General features: G+C 57.6%; 16 protein-coding genes. 14 read left to right on the top strand and 2 right to left on the bottom strand.

Annotated elements, in window-relative coordinates:
• The first annotated feature begins 62 nt into the window (after positions 1-62).
• The 8 genes from ACIOZM_RS19170 to ACIOZM_RS19135 all read left to right on the top strand — a co-directional run bounded on the left by ACIOZM_RS19170 (position 63) and on the right by ACIOZM_RS19135 (position 9639).
• Entirely contained in the window at positions 63-503 is a 441-nt protein-coding gene (locus ACIOZM_RS19170) for a low molecular weight protein-tyrosine-phosphatase (RefSeq protein WP_401216366.1), read from the top strand.
• Positions 504-542: 39 nt separating this feature from the next.
• Positions 543-2771, top strand: coding sequence for a polysaccharide biosynthesis tyrosine autokinase (locus ACIOZM_RS19165; RefSeq protein ID WP_401216365.1), 2229 nt, complete (start codon positions 543-545; stop codon positions 2769-2771).
• A gap of 40 nt (positions 2772-2811) precedes the next feature.
• Positions 2812-3894 carry a glycosyltransferase gene (locus ACIOZM_RS19160; RefSeq protein ID WP_401216364.1) on the top strand — a complete coding sequence of 361 codons (1083 nt, stop codon included), beginning with the start codon at positions 2812-2814 and terminating at the stop codon, positions 3892-3894.
• A 14-nt stretch (positions 3895-3908) separates the two neighbouring features.
• Entirely contained in the window at positions 3909-5021 is a 1113-nt protein-coding gene (locus tag ACIOZM_RS19155; protein WP_401216363.1) for a polysaccharide pyruvyl transferase family protein, read from the top strand.
• On the top strand, positions 5018-6250 hold the full coding sequence (locus ACIOZM_RS19150; protein ID WP_401216362.1) for a polysaccharide biosynthesis C-terminal domain-containing protein: 1233 nt from the start codon (positions 5018-5020) through the stop codon (positions 6248-6250). The genes ACIOZM_RS19155 and ACIOZM_RS19150 overlap by 4 nt, the downstream gene beginning before the upstream one ends.
• Entirely contained in the window at positions 6241-7344 is a 1104-nt protein-coding gene (locus tag ACIOZM_RS19145) for a hypothetical protein (RefSeq protein WP_401216361.1), read from the top strand. Before ACIOZM_RS19150 ends, ACIOZM_RS19145 begins: the two co-directional genes overlap by 10 nt.
• A gap of 12 nt (positions 7345-7356) precedes the next feature.
• The gene (locus ACIOZM_RS19140; RefSeq protein WP_401216360.1) at positions 7357-8397 is read left to right on the top strand and encodes an acyltransferase family protein; all 1041 of its coding nucleotides are present in this window, start codon (positions 7357-7359) and stop codon (positions 8395-8397) included.
• Positions 8398-8508: 111 nt separating this feature from the next.
• Positions 8509-9639, top strand: coding sequence for a GDSL-type esterase/lipase family protein (locus ACIOZM_RS19135; RefSeq protein WP_401216359.1), 1131 nt, complete (start codon positions 8509-8511; stop codon positions 9637-9639).
• A gap of 92 nt (positions 9640-9731) precedes the next feature.
• Here the strand turns inward: ACIOZM_RS19135 and ACIOZM_RS19130 are convergent, their stop codons facing one another.
• Positions 9732-10142, bottom strand: a complete 411-nt coding sequence (locus tag ACIOZM_RS19130; RefSeq protein ID WP_401216358.1) for a mannose-1-phosphate guanylyltransferase — start codon at positions 10140-10142, stop codon at positions 9732-9734.
• 40 nt (positions 10143-10182) lie between these two features.
• Positions 10183-11016 carry a UTP--glucose-1-phosphate uridylyltransferase GalU gene (gene galU / locus ACIOZM_RS19125; protein WP_401216357.1) on the bottom strand — a complete coding sequence of 278 codons (834 nt, stop codon included), beginning with the start codon at positions 11014-11016 and terminating at the stop codon, positions 10183-10185.
• A 388-nt stretch (positions 11017-11404) separates the two neighbouring features.
• On the opposite strand from galU, the gene galE reads away from it, so the two are divergent.
• From galE to ACIOZM_RS19095, 6 genes are all read left to right on the top strand, one after another.
• Positions 11405-12421, top strand: a complete 1017-nt coding sequence (galE, locus tag ACIOZM_RS19120; protein ID WP_401216356.1) for a UDP-glucose 4-epimerase GalE — start codon at positions 11405-11407, stop codon at positions 12419-12421.
• A 230-nt stretch (positions 12422-12651) separates the two neighbouring features.
• The gene (locus ACIOZM_RS19115) at positions 12652-12888 is read left to right on the top strand and encodes a hypothetical protein (RefSeq protein WP_201204907.1); all 237 of its coding nucleotides are present in this window, start codon (positions 12652-12654) and stop codon (positions 12886-12888) included.
• A gap of 92 nt (positions 12889-12980) precedes the next feature.
• The gene (locus ACIOZM_RS19110; RefSeq protein WP_401216355.1) at positions 12981-14099 is read left to right on the top strand and encodes a polysaccharide biosynthesis/export family protein; all 1119 of its coding nucleotides are present in this window, start codon (positions 12981-12983) and stop codon (positions 14097-14099) included.
• Positions 14100-14111: 12 nt separating this feature from the next.
• Positions 14112-14777: a YjbF family lipoprotein gene (locus ACIOZM_RS19105; protein WP_401216354.1), complete on the top strand. Its 666-nt coding sequence runs from the start codon at positions 14112-14114 to the stop codon at positions 14775-14777.
• Positions 14774-15535: a capsule biosynthesis GfcC family protein gene (locus ACIOZM_RS19100; RefSeq protein ID WP_401216353.1), complete on the top strand. Its 762-nt coding sequence runs from the start codon at positions 14774-14776 to the stop codon at positions 15533-15535. Before ACIOZM_RS19105 ends, ACIOZM_RS19100 begins: the two co-directional genes overlap by 4 nt.
• Positions 15532-17610, top strand: a complete 2079-nt coding sequence (locus ACIOZM_RS19095; protein WP_401216352.1) for a YjbH domain-containing protein — start codon at positions 15532-15534, stop codon at positions 17608-17610. Before ACIOZM_RS19100 ends, ACIOZM_RS19095 begins: the two co-directional genes overlap by 4 nt.
• The last annotated feature ends 25 nt before the right edge of the window (positions 17611-17635 follow it).

The following is a 17635-nucleotide window of genomic DNA, read 5'->3' as shown; positions in this document are numbered from 1 at the left end:
TTGCGGGTTGATTAAACCTGCTCGACATGTTGGCCGATTGACATTACACGGGAAAGTAAACCTTGTTCAATAAGATCCTTGTCGTCTGCGTGGGCAATATTTGCCGAAGTCCGACAGCAGAACTTCTGCTGCGTAACGCGCTGGCCTCCTCAACGATCACGGTGAACTCCGCAGGCCTGTCCGCACGGGTTGGCGAGTCCATGGAAGCCAACGCGCGCCAGGTGCTTGAAGACCACGGACGGAGTGCCGAGGGCTTCAAGGCACAGCAGATTACCGCGGACATCGTTAATGAATCAGACCTGATTCTGGTCATGGAAAAACAACATGTAAATCAAGTATTGAAGATTGCCTCGCATGCGCGGGGCAAAGTGTTTCTGCTCGGCAAGTGGCAGAACGAGCGAGAAATCCACGACCCGTATCGTCAAGGCAAGGCCGCTTTTATTCATGCCCATGCATTGATTGAAGATGCTGTCAGCTCATGGGCACAACGCCTCGGGCGTTGATGAATATTCTTCAGATCAGTGAATGGTAAGAACAGACTTATGCAGTTACCGTCCGTAATCGGCACCCGTGACAACGATCAAGACAGTATTGATCTTCTCGGCATATTCGGCAGTCTGATTGACCAGAAGTGGTTGATCGGCGCACTTACCGGCGCCTTCATGGCCACCGGCGTTGCCTATGCGGTTTTGGCCACACCGGTGTATCTGGCGAACGCGCTGGTTCAGGTCGAACCGAAAAAGAACGACATGCTCGGCTTTTCCGATCTCAACAGCATGCTCGGCGGCCAATCGCCGTCGGTGACCGAGATCGGCATCATCAAATCCCGCGCAGTGATCGGCAAAACCGTCGATGACCTGCGTCTGGACATCGATGTCACGCCCAACACGTTCCCGATCATCGGTGGTTTTCTCGCTCGCCGTTATCGCGGTGAAAGTGAGTTCAGCGTGGCACCCCCACGCTTCGGTCTGAACAGTTACGCGTGGGGCGGTGAGCGCCTGGAAATCGCCCGGCTTAATCTGCCGAAAGAACTGCTGGGCAAGAAGCTCACATTGATTGCCGGCGAACAACAGCACTTCCAGTTGCTGGATGACAACGGCAACCTGCTGGTGGAAGGCGTTGCCGGCACTGCCTTCGAAGAAGACGGGGTAGAGGGCCTGATCGCTCAGTTGTCGGCCAACCCGGGTACGCGTTTCGAAGTGGTGCGCAATCCACGAATCGTCACCGTGCAAAGTTATCAGGACGCGCTGGATATTTCCGAGCAAGGTAAAGAGTCGGGGATTATTCGTCTGGCGCTGGCCAGCTCGGACGCCGCCGAGGCAGTGAAGATCCTCAACAAGATCGCGGCGCTGTATGTGCAGCAGAACGTGCAGCGCACTTCCGCTGAAGCGGCGCAGAGCCTGGCGTTCCTGCAAAGTCAGTTGCCGCAGGTCAAACGTGATCTGGCCAAGGCCAGCGATGCACTCAACGCCTATCAGACGCGCGGCAAGACCGTGAATATCTCCTTGGAAACCCAATCGGTGCTCGGCCAGTCCGTGGCGCTCGAAACGCGGATTTCCGAGCTGAGAATGCAGCAGGCGGAGATGGATCGTAAGTTCACCAAACAGCATCCGGCCTATCGTGCACTGATGAGCCAGATCGGTGAGTTGACCCAGCAGCAGAAGTCACTGGAAGGCAAAGTCGGCGACTTGCCCGCGACCCAACAGGAATTGCTCAATCTGACCCGCGATGTCGAAGTGGCGTCGCAGATCTACACGCAACTGCTGAACAAATCCCAGGAGCTGGACATTGTCCGCGCTGGCGCGGTGGGCAACGTGCGCTTGATCGACACGGCGGATGTCGACCTGAGCAGCCCGGTCAAACCGAAAAAAGCCCTGATCGTGCTGATCGCGACGTTCCTCGGCGCCTTCGTCGGCGTGGCGCTGGTGCTGCTGCGCAAATCCCTCAGTCGAGGTCTGGAAGGGCCGGAAGCTATCGAGCAGCTCGGGCTGCCGGTCTACGCGTCGATCCCCTACAGCGCGCTGCAACAGGAAGAAGACACTAAAAAAGTCCGCACCAAAAACGCAGCTGACAATCCGGCGTATCTGCTGGCGCTGCGCAACCCGACGGATCTGTCGATCGAGTCGATCCGCAGCTTGCGCACCTGCCTGCACTTCGCCGGGCTGGACTCGACCAACAACCGCATCATGATTTCCGGCCCGAGCCCACAGGTCGGCAAGACCTTTGTCTCGTCCAACCTCGCGGCGGTCATGGCGCAAAGCGGTCAGCGCGTGGTGCTGGTCGATGCCGATATGCGTAAAGGACATCTGCACAAGACGCTCAACACTCCGATCACCAATGGCTTGTCGGACTTGTTGGTCAAGCGCTGCAGCATCGAGCAGGCGATCAATAAAGTCGAAATCGACAACCTGCATTTCATCAGCCGTGGGCAGGTTCCACCGAATCCGTCGGAACTGTTGATGCACGCCAACTTCCGCGAACTGCTGGCGCAACTCAGCGAGATGTATGACGTGGTGATCATCGATACGCCGCCGCTGCTGGCAGTGACCGACGCGGCGATTGTCGGGCGAGAAGCGGCGATCAGCCTGATTGTCACGCGCTTCGGGGTGAACCCGGCGAAAGAGATCGAAATGACCATCCGCCGCTTTGCGCAGAACGGAATCGAGTTGAAAGGCGCGGTGTTCAACGGTGTCGAGAAACGCGCCGCCAGCTATTACGGCAATGGTAGCTACGGCTATTACAACTACGAATACGCGTCCGACAAGTCCTGAGTTTCAGCGGTTGTCCTTACATGTTTGAAGTGGGTGAGTTGTGAAGAAAATACTGCATGTGGCTGAAACGATAAAAGGTGGCGTCGCGACGGTGATTCGCACTATTTCGGCGTCGCCCGAAGGTGATGCGACGAACTACGAGCTGGTCTATCTGGTCCCGCAGGATCAGGAAAAAGAACTGCACGGCATCCCGCAGCAGCAGATCCGCACGTTCGCCAGGACCGGGCGCAACATCTCCTCGTTGCTGCGCTTCGCCTGGCGATTGTCCCAAGTGATGCTCAAGGAAAAACCCGATGTGGTGCATCTGCACAGCACCTTTTCCGGGGTAATTGGCCGTTGCGTGTGCGTGCTGTTACGGCCATGGCGCAAACCGAAAATCGTCTATTGCCCGCACGCCTTTTCGTTCCTGATGGAAAGCTCGCCGGCCAAGCAGAAAGTCTATGCGTGGATCGAGCGGGTGTTGCAGAAGGTCACCGACGTGATCATCTGTGTCAGCCAGTACGAGCTCGACAAAGCCGCGAAATTTGGTATCGATCGCAAGCGCATGACGCTGATCTACAACGGCATCCATCAACGCGATGAGGCGCCTAAAGCGGACAGCCCTGAGCCGATTCATCTGTTGTTCGTCGGTCGTCTCGACTACCAGAAAGGCTTCGATGTGTTGCTCAAGGCGTACGCCAAAGTAGAGCGCAGCGATTTGAAACTGACGGTGGTTGGCAGTGCGGTCAACGAGGACAAGGTCGAGTGCCCTCCAATGGACTCGGTTGAATACCTGCCATGGGTGACGCCCGCCGAAGTGCATGCGCTGTATCAAAAAGCCGATGCGCTGATCGTTCCGAGTCGCTGGGAAGGTTTTGCCATGGTGCCGCTGGAAGGCATGGCCATGGGCTTGCCGGTGATCGCCAGCAATTGCACGTCGCTGCCCGAACTGGTGACCAACGAAGTCTCCGGCTACGTGTTTCCGACCGGTGATCACCAGGCATTGGCCGACGTGTTAGCGAAGATCCAGAAGCCGAGGTTGCTCGATCTCGGCAATCAAGGTCGCAACATCGTCCGCGAGCGCTTCAGTGCCGCGTTGATGATCCGCCAGACCTACGACCTGTATTGCGCACCCACTTATTAAGTAGAACTCAGCTTATGAACGTAACGATTTTGCATGGCTACAGCGCGTCCAACTCCGGTGACGGTCTACTCGTCGATCTGGCGATTGCCCTGGTGCAGCGCAACTTTGGCGATGACACGGCGATCAGCGTCGTGGCCTCCGATCCCGATTCCTTCAGCTACCTGCCGCACTCGCGTTTCGACGCGCCAGTGATGGCAGCAAAAGGCTTGGGTCGGGTCAAGCAAGCGGTATTCCTCAACCAGTCTTACGCCGGTCTCGCCGATCTGCTGAAGAAGACCGACCTGATCGTTGGCGTCGGTGGCGGCTACATGCGTTCGAAAAGTGCCTTCGAACACGTCAAGTTGAAACTGGGCCACGCCAAGCAACTGGAAACGGCGATCCTCAGCAAAGTGCCGTCGGTGTACCTGCCGCAAAGCATCGGTCCGTTCCATGGCGAGAGCAGCAAGATCGTCGAGCATTACGCCAGCGCCGATGCGGTGTTCGTGCGCGACAATCGCTCGTCGGCGATTTTCGATGCCTGCGAAAATGTCTATCGCGCGCCGGATCTGGCGGTTCAGTCGTTGGCCAGCAAAATCCTCATGCAACCGAAGTTCACCCGCTGCGCGTCTTCGCCGGCAACGGTCTGCGTGGTGCTGCGCAAGCCGCCGGAGTGGAGCAAGGAGAAGAAGGTCGCTTACGTCGCCAACCTGAAGTTGCTGCTGCAGCGTTTGAAGAACAAAAGCAAAGTGGTCTGCGCCGTACAAAGTGCCGTGCGTGGCAACGATGACGGTGCGTTCTATCGCGAGCTGGGCATCACCGAAGACTTGCTGCCATTGAAAGCCACGCTGGCCAAATATCAGCCGGATCTGGTGATTTCCGTGCGCCTGCACGGCGCCATCGAATCGTTGCTGTCCGGGGTTCCGGCGTACCACATCAGCTATGAGCGCAAAGGTTTTGGCGCCTATCAGGACATGGGCGTGGAGGACTGGGTGATCAATGGCGGTGACATCAATGTCGATACGATCATCGACACGGTTTACGCACCGAACGCCTTGTCGAATTTCGGTAAACGCCTGACCGATACCTGCCGTGAGATCGAAGCGAAAACCGTGGCGATGGACGAGATCATCAAAGGTATCGTTCGATGATATTTCGCCTGCTGCTTCGCGGCGGTGCATTAGGCGCGAAGTTTTTGCTGGTGCTGGCGATCACCCATTTCCTCGGTTATGAGGCGCTGGGTTTTTACGGCGTGGTGGTGGCAGCATCGTTGATTGCGTCGAAGTTCTACAGCGTCGGTTTCAGTTCCGAGATCAATCGGTTGATCAGCGTCGGTGGCAGTTCGCGACGTGTCGTCGACAAGGTTCTGCTGTTGTATCTGGCGGTGGGTCTGCTGCTATCGGTAGTGACCGTGCTGGTTTATTCACTGTTCCAGCAGGTCGAGGCGGCGACTGCGTTGATCGTCTGTGTGACCCTGGTGCTGTTGACCGAGCACCTGTCCTTCGAGATCAACTCCTTCGTGTTTTCGGCGCAGAAAGCCACGGCGGGCGCGCTGCTGTTTTTCATCAAGACCGGCCTGTGGGCGTTGTTGGCTACGGGCGGGATGATGCTTGGCTGGGTCTCCGGGATCGCCAGCGTGCTGTGGTTGTGGGTGATCGCCAACGTGCTGGTGATCGTCGCTGGTTACTTGATTGTGGTGAACGTGCACGAAGGGCGCGTGGCCGGGACTTTGGCCACGTCTACCGTGTGGAAAGCCGGGCTGCCGTTTTACCTCGGCACTGGTTTGATCGCCTTGAGTCAGTACGCCGAGCGCTTCCTGATCATAGACCTCGAACCTTATGCGAGCCTCGGTAAATATGTGTACGCGTGGTCGGCGGCCAACACCTTGCAAGCGCTGTCCTATGCGGTGGTGGCGGTGGTGGGGATTCCGGTGCTCGCCAAGCGTTTTCAGGCTGATCAACAGCCGTTTACGGTCCGGCAGTTGTTCGTCAACAAGTGGGTTGCACGTTCGCTCGCAGTGTCTGCTGCGGTGGCGGTGGCGATTTATCTGTTCTTCAATTTCGTGCTGGATTACGTCGCCACCAGCGTTCCGCGTCCGGACAACGCAATCCTCGGCGTGCTGATTTTCTCCTTTGCCTTGCGCGCGATTGGCGACATCGTCTGGGGCGGTTTGATTGCTTCGAAAAACAGCCGCGTATCGCTCGCCAGCGCAGCGATCTGCCTGCTGGTTTCAGTGCCGGTCAGCTACATGCTGATCAAGCACTATTCGATCTATGGCGCCGCTTGGGGCAACGTCTTCGCAGTCATCGTGCAGCTCGGCGTGATCGCCATTTTGACTCGCGTCACGCGGCCGAAAAAGGCTGCTCTGTCATGGGCCTGAAGCTGCCGCGTATCGAATTTCGGGGCAGAACACTCGACTCCTCACTTTCGTTCCTGATTCTGTTCACTGGGCTGTTTCTGTCGGTGGCGATGCCGCTGCTGATTCCGCGCGATCCGGGCCCGGATGCCATGACGTTGTGGTCGTCCTATGCGCGGGCCGACAACTGCAATTTCTGGAACCCGTTCTCGCCGGACCGCTCGTCCTACGAGTGCTCGGCGTTCCTGCTGCGGCCCACCGGGATCAACCTGACCAACGCCTGGGCCTACGGGATGTTTTGCAATTTCTTCCTTACGGCGATTCCGGTGGTGGTGTTCCGACGCATGCCGCTGGCGATTTTCGGCACCCTGTGTTTGTGGGGCATCGTGCGTTCGTTTTTCCTGGAAAACCTGACCAAGGAAATCATTGTTTCGGTGGCGGTATTGAGCATTTTGCTCAGCTCGCTGACACGCAAATATCGCGGCGGATTTTTCTTGTCGGCAGTGATCTACGGCGTGCTGATCCGGCCTTACTGGATTCTGTTTTCGCTGTCCTGGGTCGGCGTCTGCGTGATGAAAAAGTACGTGTCGCGGGTGACCTTTTTTCTGATGCTGTTCATGTTTTATCTGGCAGTGGCCATGGCGATCCAGCTTGCGCTGGGGTTCCCGGTGTCATCGATTCGCGCCAGTAACAACGAGCTGCGTACGGCGGGCGAAGAGGGCTCGAAGTCGTTGATCGTGTCCTGGCTCAGCGGCAGCGATTTCGTTTCGCAGGCGCTGGACTCGATGATCATCTTCTTTCGGTTGTCGTTTCCCGTGGAGCTGATTCTGCTGTCCGGGCCGGGTCAGGTGATCTTTGTGGCGTTGATGATGATGACCGCGCTGCTGCTGTTCAAAGTCATCACCTCGACCGATTACAAGGGCGCACCGATCCAGACCAAACCCAAGGAACTGATCGCGATTCCGATGGCGTTTCTGCTGGTGCAAGGCTTGTTCGAACCGGACTTCGGTTCGTTTGCCCGGCACTTCTCGATGGTGGTGCCGGTGCTGTTTGTCGGCCTGGGATTGATGCTGCGGGCGAACAAACCGGTGCAGGTTGAATCAAGAGTTCTGAATTGAGGCGGGAGCTGTATGTCGAGCAAGAAAAAGTCGCTGGAAATCGAAACCCTGCGCGGACTGGCGTGCCTACTGCTGGTGCTTTATCACGTTATCGGTCCGCTGGGCGGAGGTTTGAAAATAGACCTGGGCTCGCCGTTCCGGGTGATCGCCGACTCTATGGTGTACGTGCGCATGCCGCTGTTCACCTTCATTTCGGGCTACATCTATTCCATCTACAAAATTCGCGGCAATGACTTTTCGGCGTTCTTCAGCGGCAAGGTTCGGCGGCTGATCGTGCCGCTGTTTTGCGTCGGTGTGCCGTTCTCGGTGTTGCAAGCGGTTGGCCCGGGGGTGAACAAGGATGTCGGCGTGATCGACGCGTTGTTGTCGTTCTGGGTGCCGATCAACCACTTCTGGTTCTTGCAGGCGGTGTTCATCATTTTCATGTTCGTCGGCCTGCTGGAATGGCGCGGTTTGCTGCGCACAGCGACGCGTTTGTATCTGCTGTTTGCGTTTGCCGCTGCGGTGTTTTTGTTGCCGCCGTTCAAGGTCGACGCGTTTGGCATCAACGGGGCGATTTACCTGCTGCCGTTTTTTGTGGCGGGGATGATCGGGCAGGAAAATGTTGAAGCGCTGAAGCAACGGTTCAAGGTGCTTGGGCCGTTGGTGTTTGTGCTGATCTCGCTGACGCTGCTGTACGTGGCGGCGATTGATCGTGAGTTGACTGTTGACCGCCGTAGCTTGATCGGTCTGACTGTCGGTTGTGTGTCGTGCATCGCGTTGCTGTCGAGTGATATGCGCTCGAAGTGGCTGACCTGGCTGGGCGGCTATTCCTATGCGATTTTCCTGTTTCATGTGTTGTTTGCGGCCACTTCGCGCTTCGTCCTCGGGCGTTTGGGCGTGAAGGATGAGAGCCTTTTGGTGCTCGGCGGTGTGGCGTTCGGTTTGCTGGGACCGGTGGTGTTGTCGATGATTTTCAGTCGGTTCAACTTCACCTCCGTGCTGTTTTTAGGCGAGCGGGCGGCTGCCAAAAAGCCTGCAAGCACTATCGCCCCAGCTACAAATCCCCTGTAGGAGCTGCGGAACGCTGCGATCTTTTGATCTTGATCTTAAAAAACAGAATCAAAAGATCGCAGCGTGCCGCAGCTCCTACAGTGGGTGATCACTGATAAAGGAAATTGATGCATGGTTGCAGTTGATGACGTCCAGCCAGTTGCGGCGTCGGTGGTCGAGGTCGGCGATGCGCGCGAGCGGTTTGCGCAGTGGCGCGAAGGCAAGGCCGGCAAGGTTCTGAGTATCTCGGTGATCGGCGACAGCTACAGCGCCGGGCAGGATTTCTACCTGAACAAACTGGTGCAGCGAGTGGCCGGGGAGGTGGGTTTCGCCGGGCCAGGTTATGTCGGCTTCAACCACGGCGCGGCACTCGGCGGCACGCATTTCAAGTACACCCGCAGCAGCGAAAAGTATTTTGGCGGCGACTGGAAGGTCTCCGGCCTGGGGCAAGCCAGCCCCGACAGTCGTACTGTGACGGGGCATCCCGGCGCATGGCTGCAAATCGATGCTGCGCCGACAGCAGCGATCAACACCTCCGTCACTCAAACGAAACTACTCTATCTCGGCAACGGCGAATCCAGCGAGTTGCGCTATCGCTGGTCGCCCTCGGAAAACTGGCAACCCTTGATCCTCTCCGGCACCGGAGTGCAAGAGGTGCCACTGCCGGGCACGTCGTCAGCGGCGGACTGGAGCTTCAAACTCGAAGTAGTAAAGGGCGCACCGACCTTGTTTGGCCTGTGGATGAGCAACGATCAGGGCGGCGTGCGCGTGTCGAAACTGGCAGCGTCCGGCGCGGCATCCGCTGATTTCTACCACAGCGATGATCACTGGCAGACGCAGTGGAAAGCGGTGGTGTCGAAGATCCCTGCGGACATTTACCTGATCATGCTCGGCGGCAACGATCAGAGTTTTGGGGTCAAACCCGAGCAATATCTGCAGAACATTCAGGGCCTGGTGGGGATGATTCGCGAGATCCAGCCGACGGCCAGCATCAACCTGATCCTGCGTCAGGACACCTCACGATCCAGTGCTTACCCAATGTCGGCTTATGCGCAGGTCCTGCAACCCTGGGCGCGTGCGCAGCATCTGGGGTACGCCGATATGCAGTGCGCGTTCGGTCCGGATGTCAAACGCTATGCCGCCGCGATGATCGGCCCGGACAAGATTCATCCGCTGCCGGCCACGGGCGGCAAGGTGATTGCCGATTACTTCTACCGACTGATTTCCTCTGACCCGACCACAAACACCCCCTGCAACCAATAACCCGTAGGAGCTGCGGCACGCTGCGATCTTTTGATCTTGTTTTTAAAAGCAGAATCAAAAGATCGCAGCGTGCCGCAGCTCCTACAGGGGTTTCAGTGTTGTTCGAAGATTTGCAGGTGAGTCAGTAGTTCGGCGGTTTTTTGCGGCATCAATTGTGCGGCGCAACGGGTTTCGACGTTGATGATGATCGCCGGATCGTTACAGCAAATGCGCACGCGAAAGCGCCAGTCGCTGAAGATCACTTTCAAGCCATCACGGTCATCGATCTCCAGCGCCTGTTCGCCATAAAGCTTTTTCAGATGCGCGAGCAGGGGATAGGGGTCGGCCAGCGGCCAACGAATGTCGCCGGACGAAGGAAACATGCCGATGCGCTCTACCAGCAGTGTGCTGCCCAGCCACGGTTCATTGGCGCTGGGCAGCGGCTGATGGCGTGACAGCCAGCTCATCACCCCGAGGTTGCCCACCTCGCGTTCAATCTCTACGGAATGTTGTGCAATGTTCATGGTGGCCTGCCTGATGTGAAGAGTGGGTGTTGCAGCCGTCTCAGCGGCCTTTGAGGTAGACGTTTTCGTAACAGAAATTGGTCGCTTGCAAGTAACCCTCGGCATCGCCGCAGTCGAAGCGCAATCCCTTGAACTTGTAGGCAAGCACACAACCGTTCTGCGCCTGTTTCATCAGCGCGTCAGTGATCTGGATCTCGCCGCCCTTGCCGGGTTCGGTGTCGGCGATCAGGTCGAAGATATCCGGCGTGAGGATGTAGCGGCCAATGATCGCCAGGTTCGACGGGGCGTCCTTCGGTGCCGGTTTTTCCACCATGTTGTTGACGCGGTAGATGCCGTCGGAAATCAGCTCACCGGAGATCACCCCGTATTTGTGAGTCTGATCCGCCGGGACTTCCTGGATGGCCACGATCGAGCAGCGGAATTTCTTGTAGAGCTGAATCATCTGCGCGAGTACGCCATCACCTTCCAGGTTCAGGCACAAGTCATCGGCCAGCACCACGGCGAACGGTTCATCACCGATCAACGGACGGCCGCTGAGAATCGCGTGGCCCAGGCCCTTCATTTCGATCTGACGGGTGTAGGAGAAGGTGCAGGTGTCGATCAGCTCACGGGTGCCGGCAAGGAACTTCTCTTTTTCGGTGCCGCGAATCTGGTGTTCGAGTTCGTAACTGATGTCGAAGTGATCTTCCAGCGCACGCTTGCCCCGGCCGGTGACGATGGCCATGTGTTGCAGACCGGCGTCCCGTGCTTCTTCAACGGCGTACTCGATCAGCGGTTTGTTGACGATTGGCAGCATTTCCTTGGGCATGGCTTTGGTTGCCGGCAAGAAACGCGTGCCATAACCGGCAGCGGGGAACAAGCATTTACGAATCATAAAAGTATCCTGGACATTTCATGGCGCACAGCAACGTGCGAGCAATAACGAAAGGTTGCAAGTTTCAAGAGATATTGAAGGCTTACTTTAATACCTGAGTCAGGTTGTTAAAGGCAATTATCAATGTGTGTGAAGTGCAGCAATGTTATGAGATGTCGACTTGGTTGTTATTAGTTATTTTTAGTCGGTATCTGTTGATAGTGATGAGTGCGGCCGGAGTGCTAATAAGTACCAGGCAATACAGTGTGGACTGCAAAAATATTTATTGCCAGTCATTGAACTGAAATTGTTTTTGGTTGTTGTCGCCTTATTTGTGTGGATTGCCACACAGAATCAATCAATGGGGCTTGACACGCTTATTGGCATTTATCCAATTACGGACCGCGCTATGAAGATTCTGGTAACGGGTGGCACTGGTTATATCGGCTCGCACACCACACTTGCCCTGCTTGAAGCAGGCTATGAAGTTGTTGTTCTGGATAATCTTTGCAACAGCAGCGACGCGGCACTGCATGCGGTGGAAGCCATTTGCGGAAAAAGTGCGCTGATGATTCGCGGCGATGTCTGCGACAGGGCGTTGCTGGACCGGATTTTCCAGCAGCATTCCATTGATGCGGTGCTGCATTTTGCCGGGCTCAAGGCTGTCGGCGAGAGCGTGCGCAAGCCGCTTGAGTATTACGAAACCAACGTCGGCGGCAGCATCACGCTGTGTCAGGCAATGGCGGCGGCCGGGGTGTTCCGGCTGGTGTTCAGTTCCTCCGCCACGGTGTACGGGGAGCCGGAACAGATGCCGATCCGCGAGGACTTTCCGACCGGCATCCCGACCAATCCTTACGGCCAGTCGAAGCTGATCGTCGAGAACGTCCTGCGTGACCTGTGCAAAGCCGAGCCGCGCTGGAGCATCGGTTTGCTGCGTTACTTCAACCCGATTGGCGCGCATGACAGCGGCCACATGGGCGAAGACCCCAACGGCATTCCGAACAATCTGCTGCCTTACATCAGTCAGGTCGCGGTCGGCAGCCTGCAAGAGCTGGCGATTTTCGGCAACGATTACCCGACACCGGATGGAACGGGTGTGCGCGACTACATCCACGTCGTGGATCTGGCGGACGGGCACTTGAAGGCCTTGCAGTCGATCAGCGACCGCACCGGCGCGCACACCTGGAACCTCGGCACAGGCGATGGTTACAGCGTGATGCAAGTGTTGCGCGCCTTTGAACAGGCGTGTGGGCAGCCAGTACCTTTCCGGGTGATGCCACGGCGTTCCGGGGATATCGCCGAGTGTTGGTCCGATCCGTCGAAGGCTGAAAAAGAGCTGGGCTGGAAAGCCACGCGCAACTTGCAGCAAATGGTAACCGACACCTGGCGCTGGCAATCGAATCACCCCAAGGGTTATCTGCAATAGTGGCGTTTTAGTGCAATGTTATTTTCGGTCAGACTGTTAGATAACGTCGGGAAATTAGACTGGAAATGCCATTTGCAAGTCCGTAGATATAAACCCGCCGTTCGACTTTTATCAGTTGGGTAAGACTGTGAGAGAACGACGGATCTTGTTCGCGCTTTTTGCGGACTTGAACGCTACCACCTCTAACACACGCCGGTTTTTAACAGGCCGAATGTTAGAAAGGAGTTGTTATGAAAAAAGTGATGGCGATTGCCCTGTTGTCGATGTTGAGCAACTGGGCTGCCGCAGCTGAAGCGCCGCTTACAGCGGTGACCAATGTAGGTGGCAATGTAGCGGCTTCCCAAGCGCCTGCAGCCAGTACTGCAATGGTTGCCAGCGCTGTAGCGGCGTCCAACAGCGGTGGCAGTGCCAACGGCGGTACCACCGGTACGACGGGTACCACCGGTACAACCGGCACGCATAACTAACAGAAATACTTGTTAGTGCAGTACAAGGTCGCCCGACGAAAGTCGGGTGACTTTGTTTTTAGATTCGCCCTTGAATAGCGTAGTGCCATTATATGACTCGTAGTGTTTATCTCTTAATGTTGGCAAGTCTCGCTTTACAAGGTTGCATGTTTTCCCCGGGCCAATACCTGAGCACCAGTTCCATCACCCGCCAAGGGTCCAGTGAAAGCAGCCGGGTCGAGCTCATTCCGATCACCCCCAAGCTGATCTCGATGAACCGTGCCACGTACAAGCGCACGCCGTTGCCAGCGGAATTGCTGGCGACCCCGGCCGAATACCGCATCGGCAATAACGACGTGCTGTACATCACTGTCTGGGATCACCCGGAGCTGACGGCACCGTCCGGCGCACAGCAACAGATCGATGCCAACGGCCGTCTGGTGCGTTCGGATGGCACGCTCTATTACCCGTTCATCAAGGAAGTCCAGGCCGCCGGCCGGACTATCCAGCAACTGCGCAGCGACATCGAACAGCGACTATCGGCGTTCATTGCCGAGCCGCAGGTGGACGTCGCCGTGTTGCGTTTTGCCAGTCAGAAAGTCGTGGTGACCGGCGCGGTTGCCAAGGCCGGGCCGCAAGCGATTTCCACTAATCCGCTGAGCGTGGTCGAGGCCCTCGGGTCTGCCGGCATCGATACCAACAATGCCGACTTGTCGGGCCTGTTGCTGACGCGCAACGGGCGTCAGTATCCGCTCGATCTCGACACGCTGAACAAGCAGGACTCGCAGTTGCAGAACGTCTTCCTCAAGGGCGGTGATCAGTTGTACCTGCCGTACAACGACGCCAAGCGCATCTACGTCATGGGCGAGGTCAACCAGCCGCGTGCACTGAGCTTCAAGACCGCGACGATGAACCTGTCCGATGTTCTCGGTTCGGTCGGCGGCTTGAGTCAGACCACTTCCAACGGCAACGCCGTGTACGTGATTCGCGGGGTGGAAAACCTCGACGTCGAGCCGGCGAAGATCTACCAGCTGGAAGCCGAATCGCCGACCGCCATGGCACTCGCTTCGCACTTCGAAGTGCGCCCGCAGGACGTGGTGTATGTCGGGCCGGCCAACGTGACTCGCTGGAACCGCTTTATCAGTCAGTTGGTGCCGTCGGCGTCGATTGTCGGTACCGGCGCTTCGGCAGCGAAGAACTGGAGCGAATTCAGTAACAACAACGCCAAATAAGGCCCGCCGACTGTGAAAACGTTGAAAGTTGGCGTCTGCCTGATGGCGGCCCTGATGTTGTGTGGCTGTAACCCGCTGATGAACGCGTCCTTGCGCAACCTCAAGTCGGCGATGGTCGGCCCGGATGACCTGGACGTATCGGCGGAGCAGGTGGCCGAGGTCAATTATCCGCAAATCAAGCTGACCACGCCGTCCGGCTCCGGGGTGCTGGCGCTGGTGCGTGAGCGCGATGATTTGCAGTTCTGGGTCGCTTCCGGCAAGCAGGTTCTATTGCTGCGTGATGGCCTGGCGGTGCGCAGCATTGGCCTGGGTCTGGAAGGCGATCTCGACGGGACGCGTCTGTCCGACGCCGCGCCCTTCAAAAAAGGCCTGCATCAGGTTGCCGATGGCTACACCAGCCAGCGCTGGATCGATCTCTACAAAGGTCAGGAAGTCGGGGTGATGGTCAGCAGTCGGTTCTTGCGCAAATCCATGACCACCGTGGAAATCCTCAACAAGGAATACAGCGTGCTACGTGTCGATGAGCAGATTGACGCACCGGCCATCGGCCTGAGTGCGACCAATCGTTATTGGGTCGATCCGGTGGACGGTTTCATTGTGCAGAGTGAGCAGCAACTGACCGCACAATTGCGCATCAGGATCGTGCAACTGACCCCTGATCGCAGGCATGTTCCTTGAAGCGGCTCAGGGTTTTATCGGCATGCCTGCTGTTGATCAGCGGCGTCAGTCAGGCAGCGGTCACCGTCAGCGGCGACGTGGCCAACCCGGGCCCGGTCGAGCTGCCGAAGGGCGGGCGTTTGCTGGATGTCGTCAGCGTGGCGCAACCGAATGCCGAAGGTTATTGGCTGGCGGGTGTGTTGCTGCGTCAGTCCTTGCTTGAACAACAGGAGCGGCTCAAGGCCGGCGTGTTGTTTGATCTGGATGTGTTGCAGCGCATGGCGTTGCTCTTTGATCGACCGAGTCGCGCCGCGCTGGCGCTGCGGCTGGCCGAGCAAGTCCAACAGATGCCGGTCACGGGGCGTCAGGTCGCAGATCTGGACCCGGTGGCGCTGGAAGTCGGCTTCGCCCGCAACATTCGTCTGGACGATGGTGACCGCCTGATCTACCCGACCCGGGTCGATGAAGTTGAAGTGCTGGGCGCCATTGCCGAGCCGTGCCATTTGCCATATCAGCCGTTGCAGGAAGCTCGCGAATACCTGCAAGGCTGCTCGCTGCTGGTCGATGCCGAGGCCGATTATCTGTGGCTGATCCAGCCCAACGGTGTCTCGCGACGAGTCGGCATCGCGCATTGGAATCGCGAGAGCGGGCACATTCCCGTCGCCGGCAGCAAGATTCTGGTCCCGGTAAAAAATGATGATCTAGATCCGCCTCTCCCTGAACTGAATCAGCAGTTGGCCGAATTTATTGCCACGCAGCTGGCCGAGGTGGTTCGTTGAATTTACGTTTTGCAGCTGTGTTGTTATTGCCCTGTGGTCTGGCTCATGCGGAGCCGCGCATTACTCAAGGTGATTTCGGCGGTACCGGTTTGTTGCAGACGCCGACGGCGCGCATGGCGCCGGCCGGTGAGTTGAGCATCAACGCCAACCGCACCGAGCCTTACAGCCGCTACAGCGTTTCGCTGCAGCCGCTGGACTGGCTCGAAGGTTCGTTTCGTTACACCGCCATCACCAACCGTCCGTACGGCTCCGAGGCCCTGAGTGGCTCCCAAAGCTATAAGGATAAGGCGGTCGATGCCAAAGTCCGCTTGTGGGAGGAAACCCATTGGGCGCCCGACGTGGCCTTGGGCTTTCGAGACATTGGTGGTACGGGTCTGTTCTCCAGTGAGTTTTTCGTCGCCAACAAGCGTTATGACAACTTCGATTTCAGCGCCGGCCTTGCCTGGGGCTACATCGGCAATCGGGGTGACATCGACAACCCGCTGGGCTATCTCGATGATCGCTTCAAGACTCGACCAGCTGTAAAAGGCACTGGTGACGTCAACGCCGGGTCGTACTTTCGTGGCAAGCCTTCATTTTTCGGTGGTGTGAGCTATCAGACGCCATGGGATCGGCTCAGCCTGAAACTCGAATACGAAGGCAACGATTACAAGCACGAGCCCAAGGACAACGTGATCAAGCAGGACTCGCCGATCAACTTTGGCGCGATGTTCAAAGTGACTGATTCGCTCGACGTCAGCGCGGCCTGGGAGCGGGGCAACACGGCGATGTTCGGCCTGACTTTTCACACCAATTTCGCCAGTCGCAAGGCTCCGGCCAAAACCTTCGATCCACCGGCCGAACCGTTGCCGGCAAAGGCGCCGACTACCGCGCCGGATCAGGTCAACTGGGCCGAGGTGTCGCAGCGCTTGCAGCAGAACGCTGGCTACAAGGTCGAGCGCATCAGCCAGCGTGATTCCGAGTTGATCGTGTATGGCGAGCAGGGGCGTTACTTCCATTCGGCTAAAGCGGTCGGTCGTGCGAGCCGGATTCTCGACAACAGCGTCAACGACGATATCGACTGGTTTACCGTGGTCAACAAGCGTTACGACCTGCCGCTCGAAGAGACCAGCGTGCCGCGCCAGACCTTCCGCGAAGTGATCAATAACGAGGAGCCGCTGGAGTCGCTGCACCGCACCACCGAGATCAACCCGGCGATGCCGCATAACGAGAAAGTCCTCTATACCGAAGCGCCACAGCACTTCAGTTATGGCGTTGGTTTGGGCTTCAAGCAGAACGTCGGCGGCCCGGATGGCTTGCTCTATCAGTTCAGCGCTGATGTGGACGCCGAGTACCGCTTCAACCGCAGCACCTGGTGGAGCGGTTTGCTCAGCACCAACCTGGCGAACAACTTCGACAAATTCACCTACGACGCACCCAGTGGTTTGCCGCGTGTGCGCACGGATTTGCGTCAGTACCTGACCACATCTGAAGTCACCATGCCGTTGTTCCAACTCAGCCACACCGAGCAGTTGGACAAAGATCTGTTCGGGATGGTCTACGGTGGTTATCTGGAGTCGATGTTCGCCGGGGTCGGGGGCGAGGTGCTGTTCCGTCCGACCGGCGAGCGCTGGTCGGTGGGGGCGGATCTCAACTATGTGCGGCAGCGTGAATTCGATCAGGGTTTTGGCCTGAGGGATTATTCGGTAGTGACCGGGCATATCACCGGGTACACGGATTTGCCCTACGAAACGCTGGCCGCGGTCAGTGTCGGGCGGTATCTGGCCGGGGACTGGGGTGGCACGCTGGATATCTCGCGAGAGTTTTCCAACGGTGTGCGATTTGGTGCGTGGGCGACGATCACCACGGCGGGCAGTACCGAGTATGGCGAGGGTAGTTTCGACAAAGGCATCTACCTGTCGATTCCGTTCGACGAACTGATGAGCATGTCGACCATGCGCCGCGCCAACCTGGTGTGGGCACCGCTGACGCGTGATGGTGGTGCGAGGCTTAATCGTGGGTATCAACTGCATTCGATGACGGATAGCCGTGACAGCGACATGTTCTACCGCAACTTCGGCAAGATCACCGAGTAAAGGTCGCAACCTGCGGGAGTGAGCC

The organism is Pseudomonas sp. NPDC087346 (assembly GCF_044744235.1).
Lineage (GTDB): Bacteria > Pseudomonadota > Gammaproteobacteria > Pseudomonadales > Pseudomonadaceae > Aquipseudomonas.
Note: the sequence above shows the minus strand (reverse complement) of the source record. Positions and strands in the feature narration are given on the sequence as shown.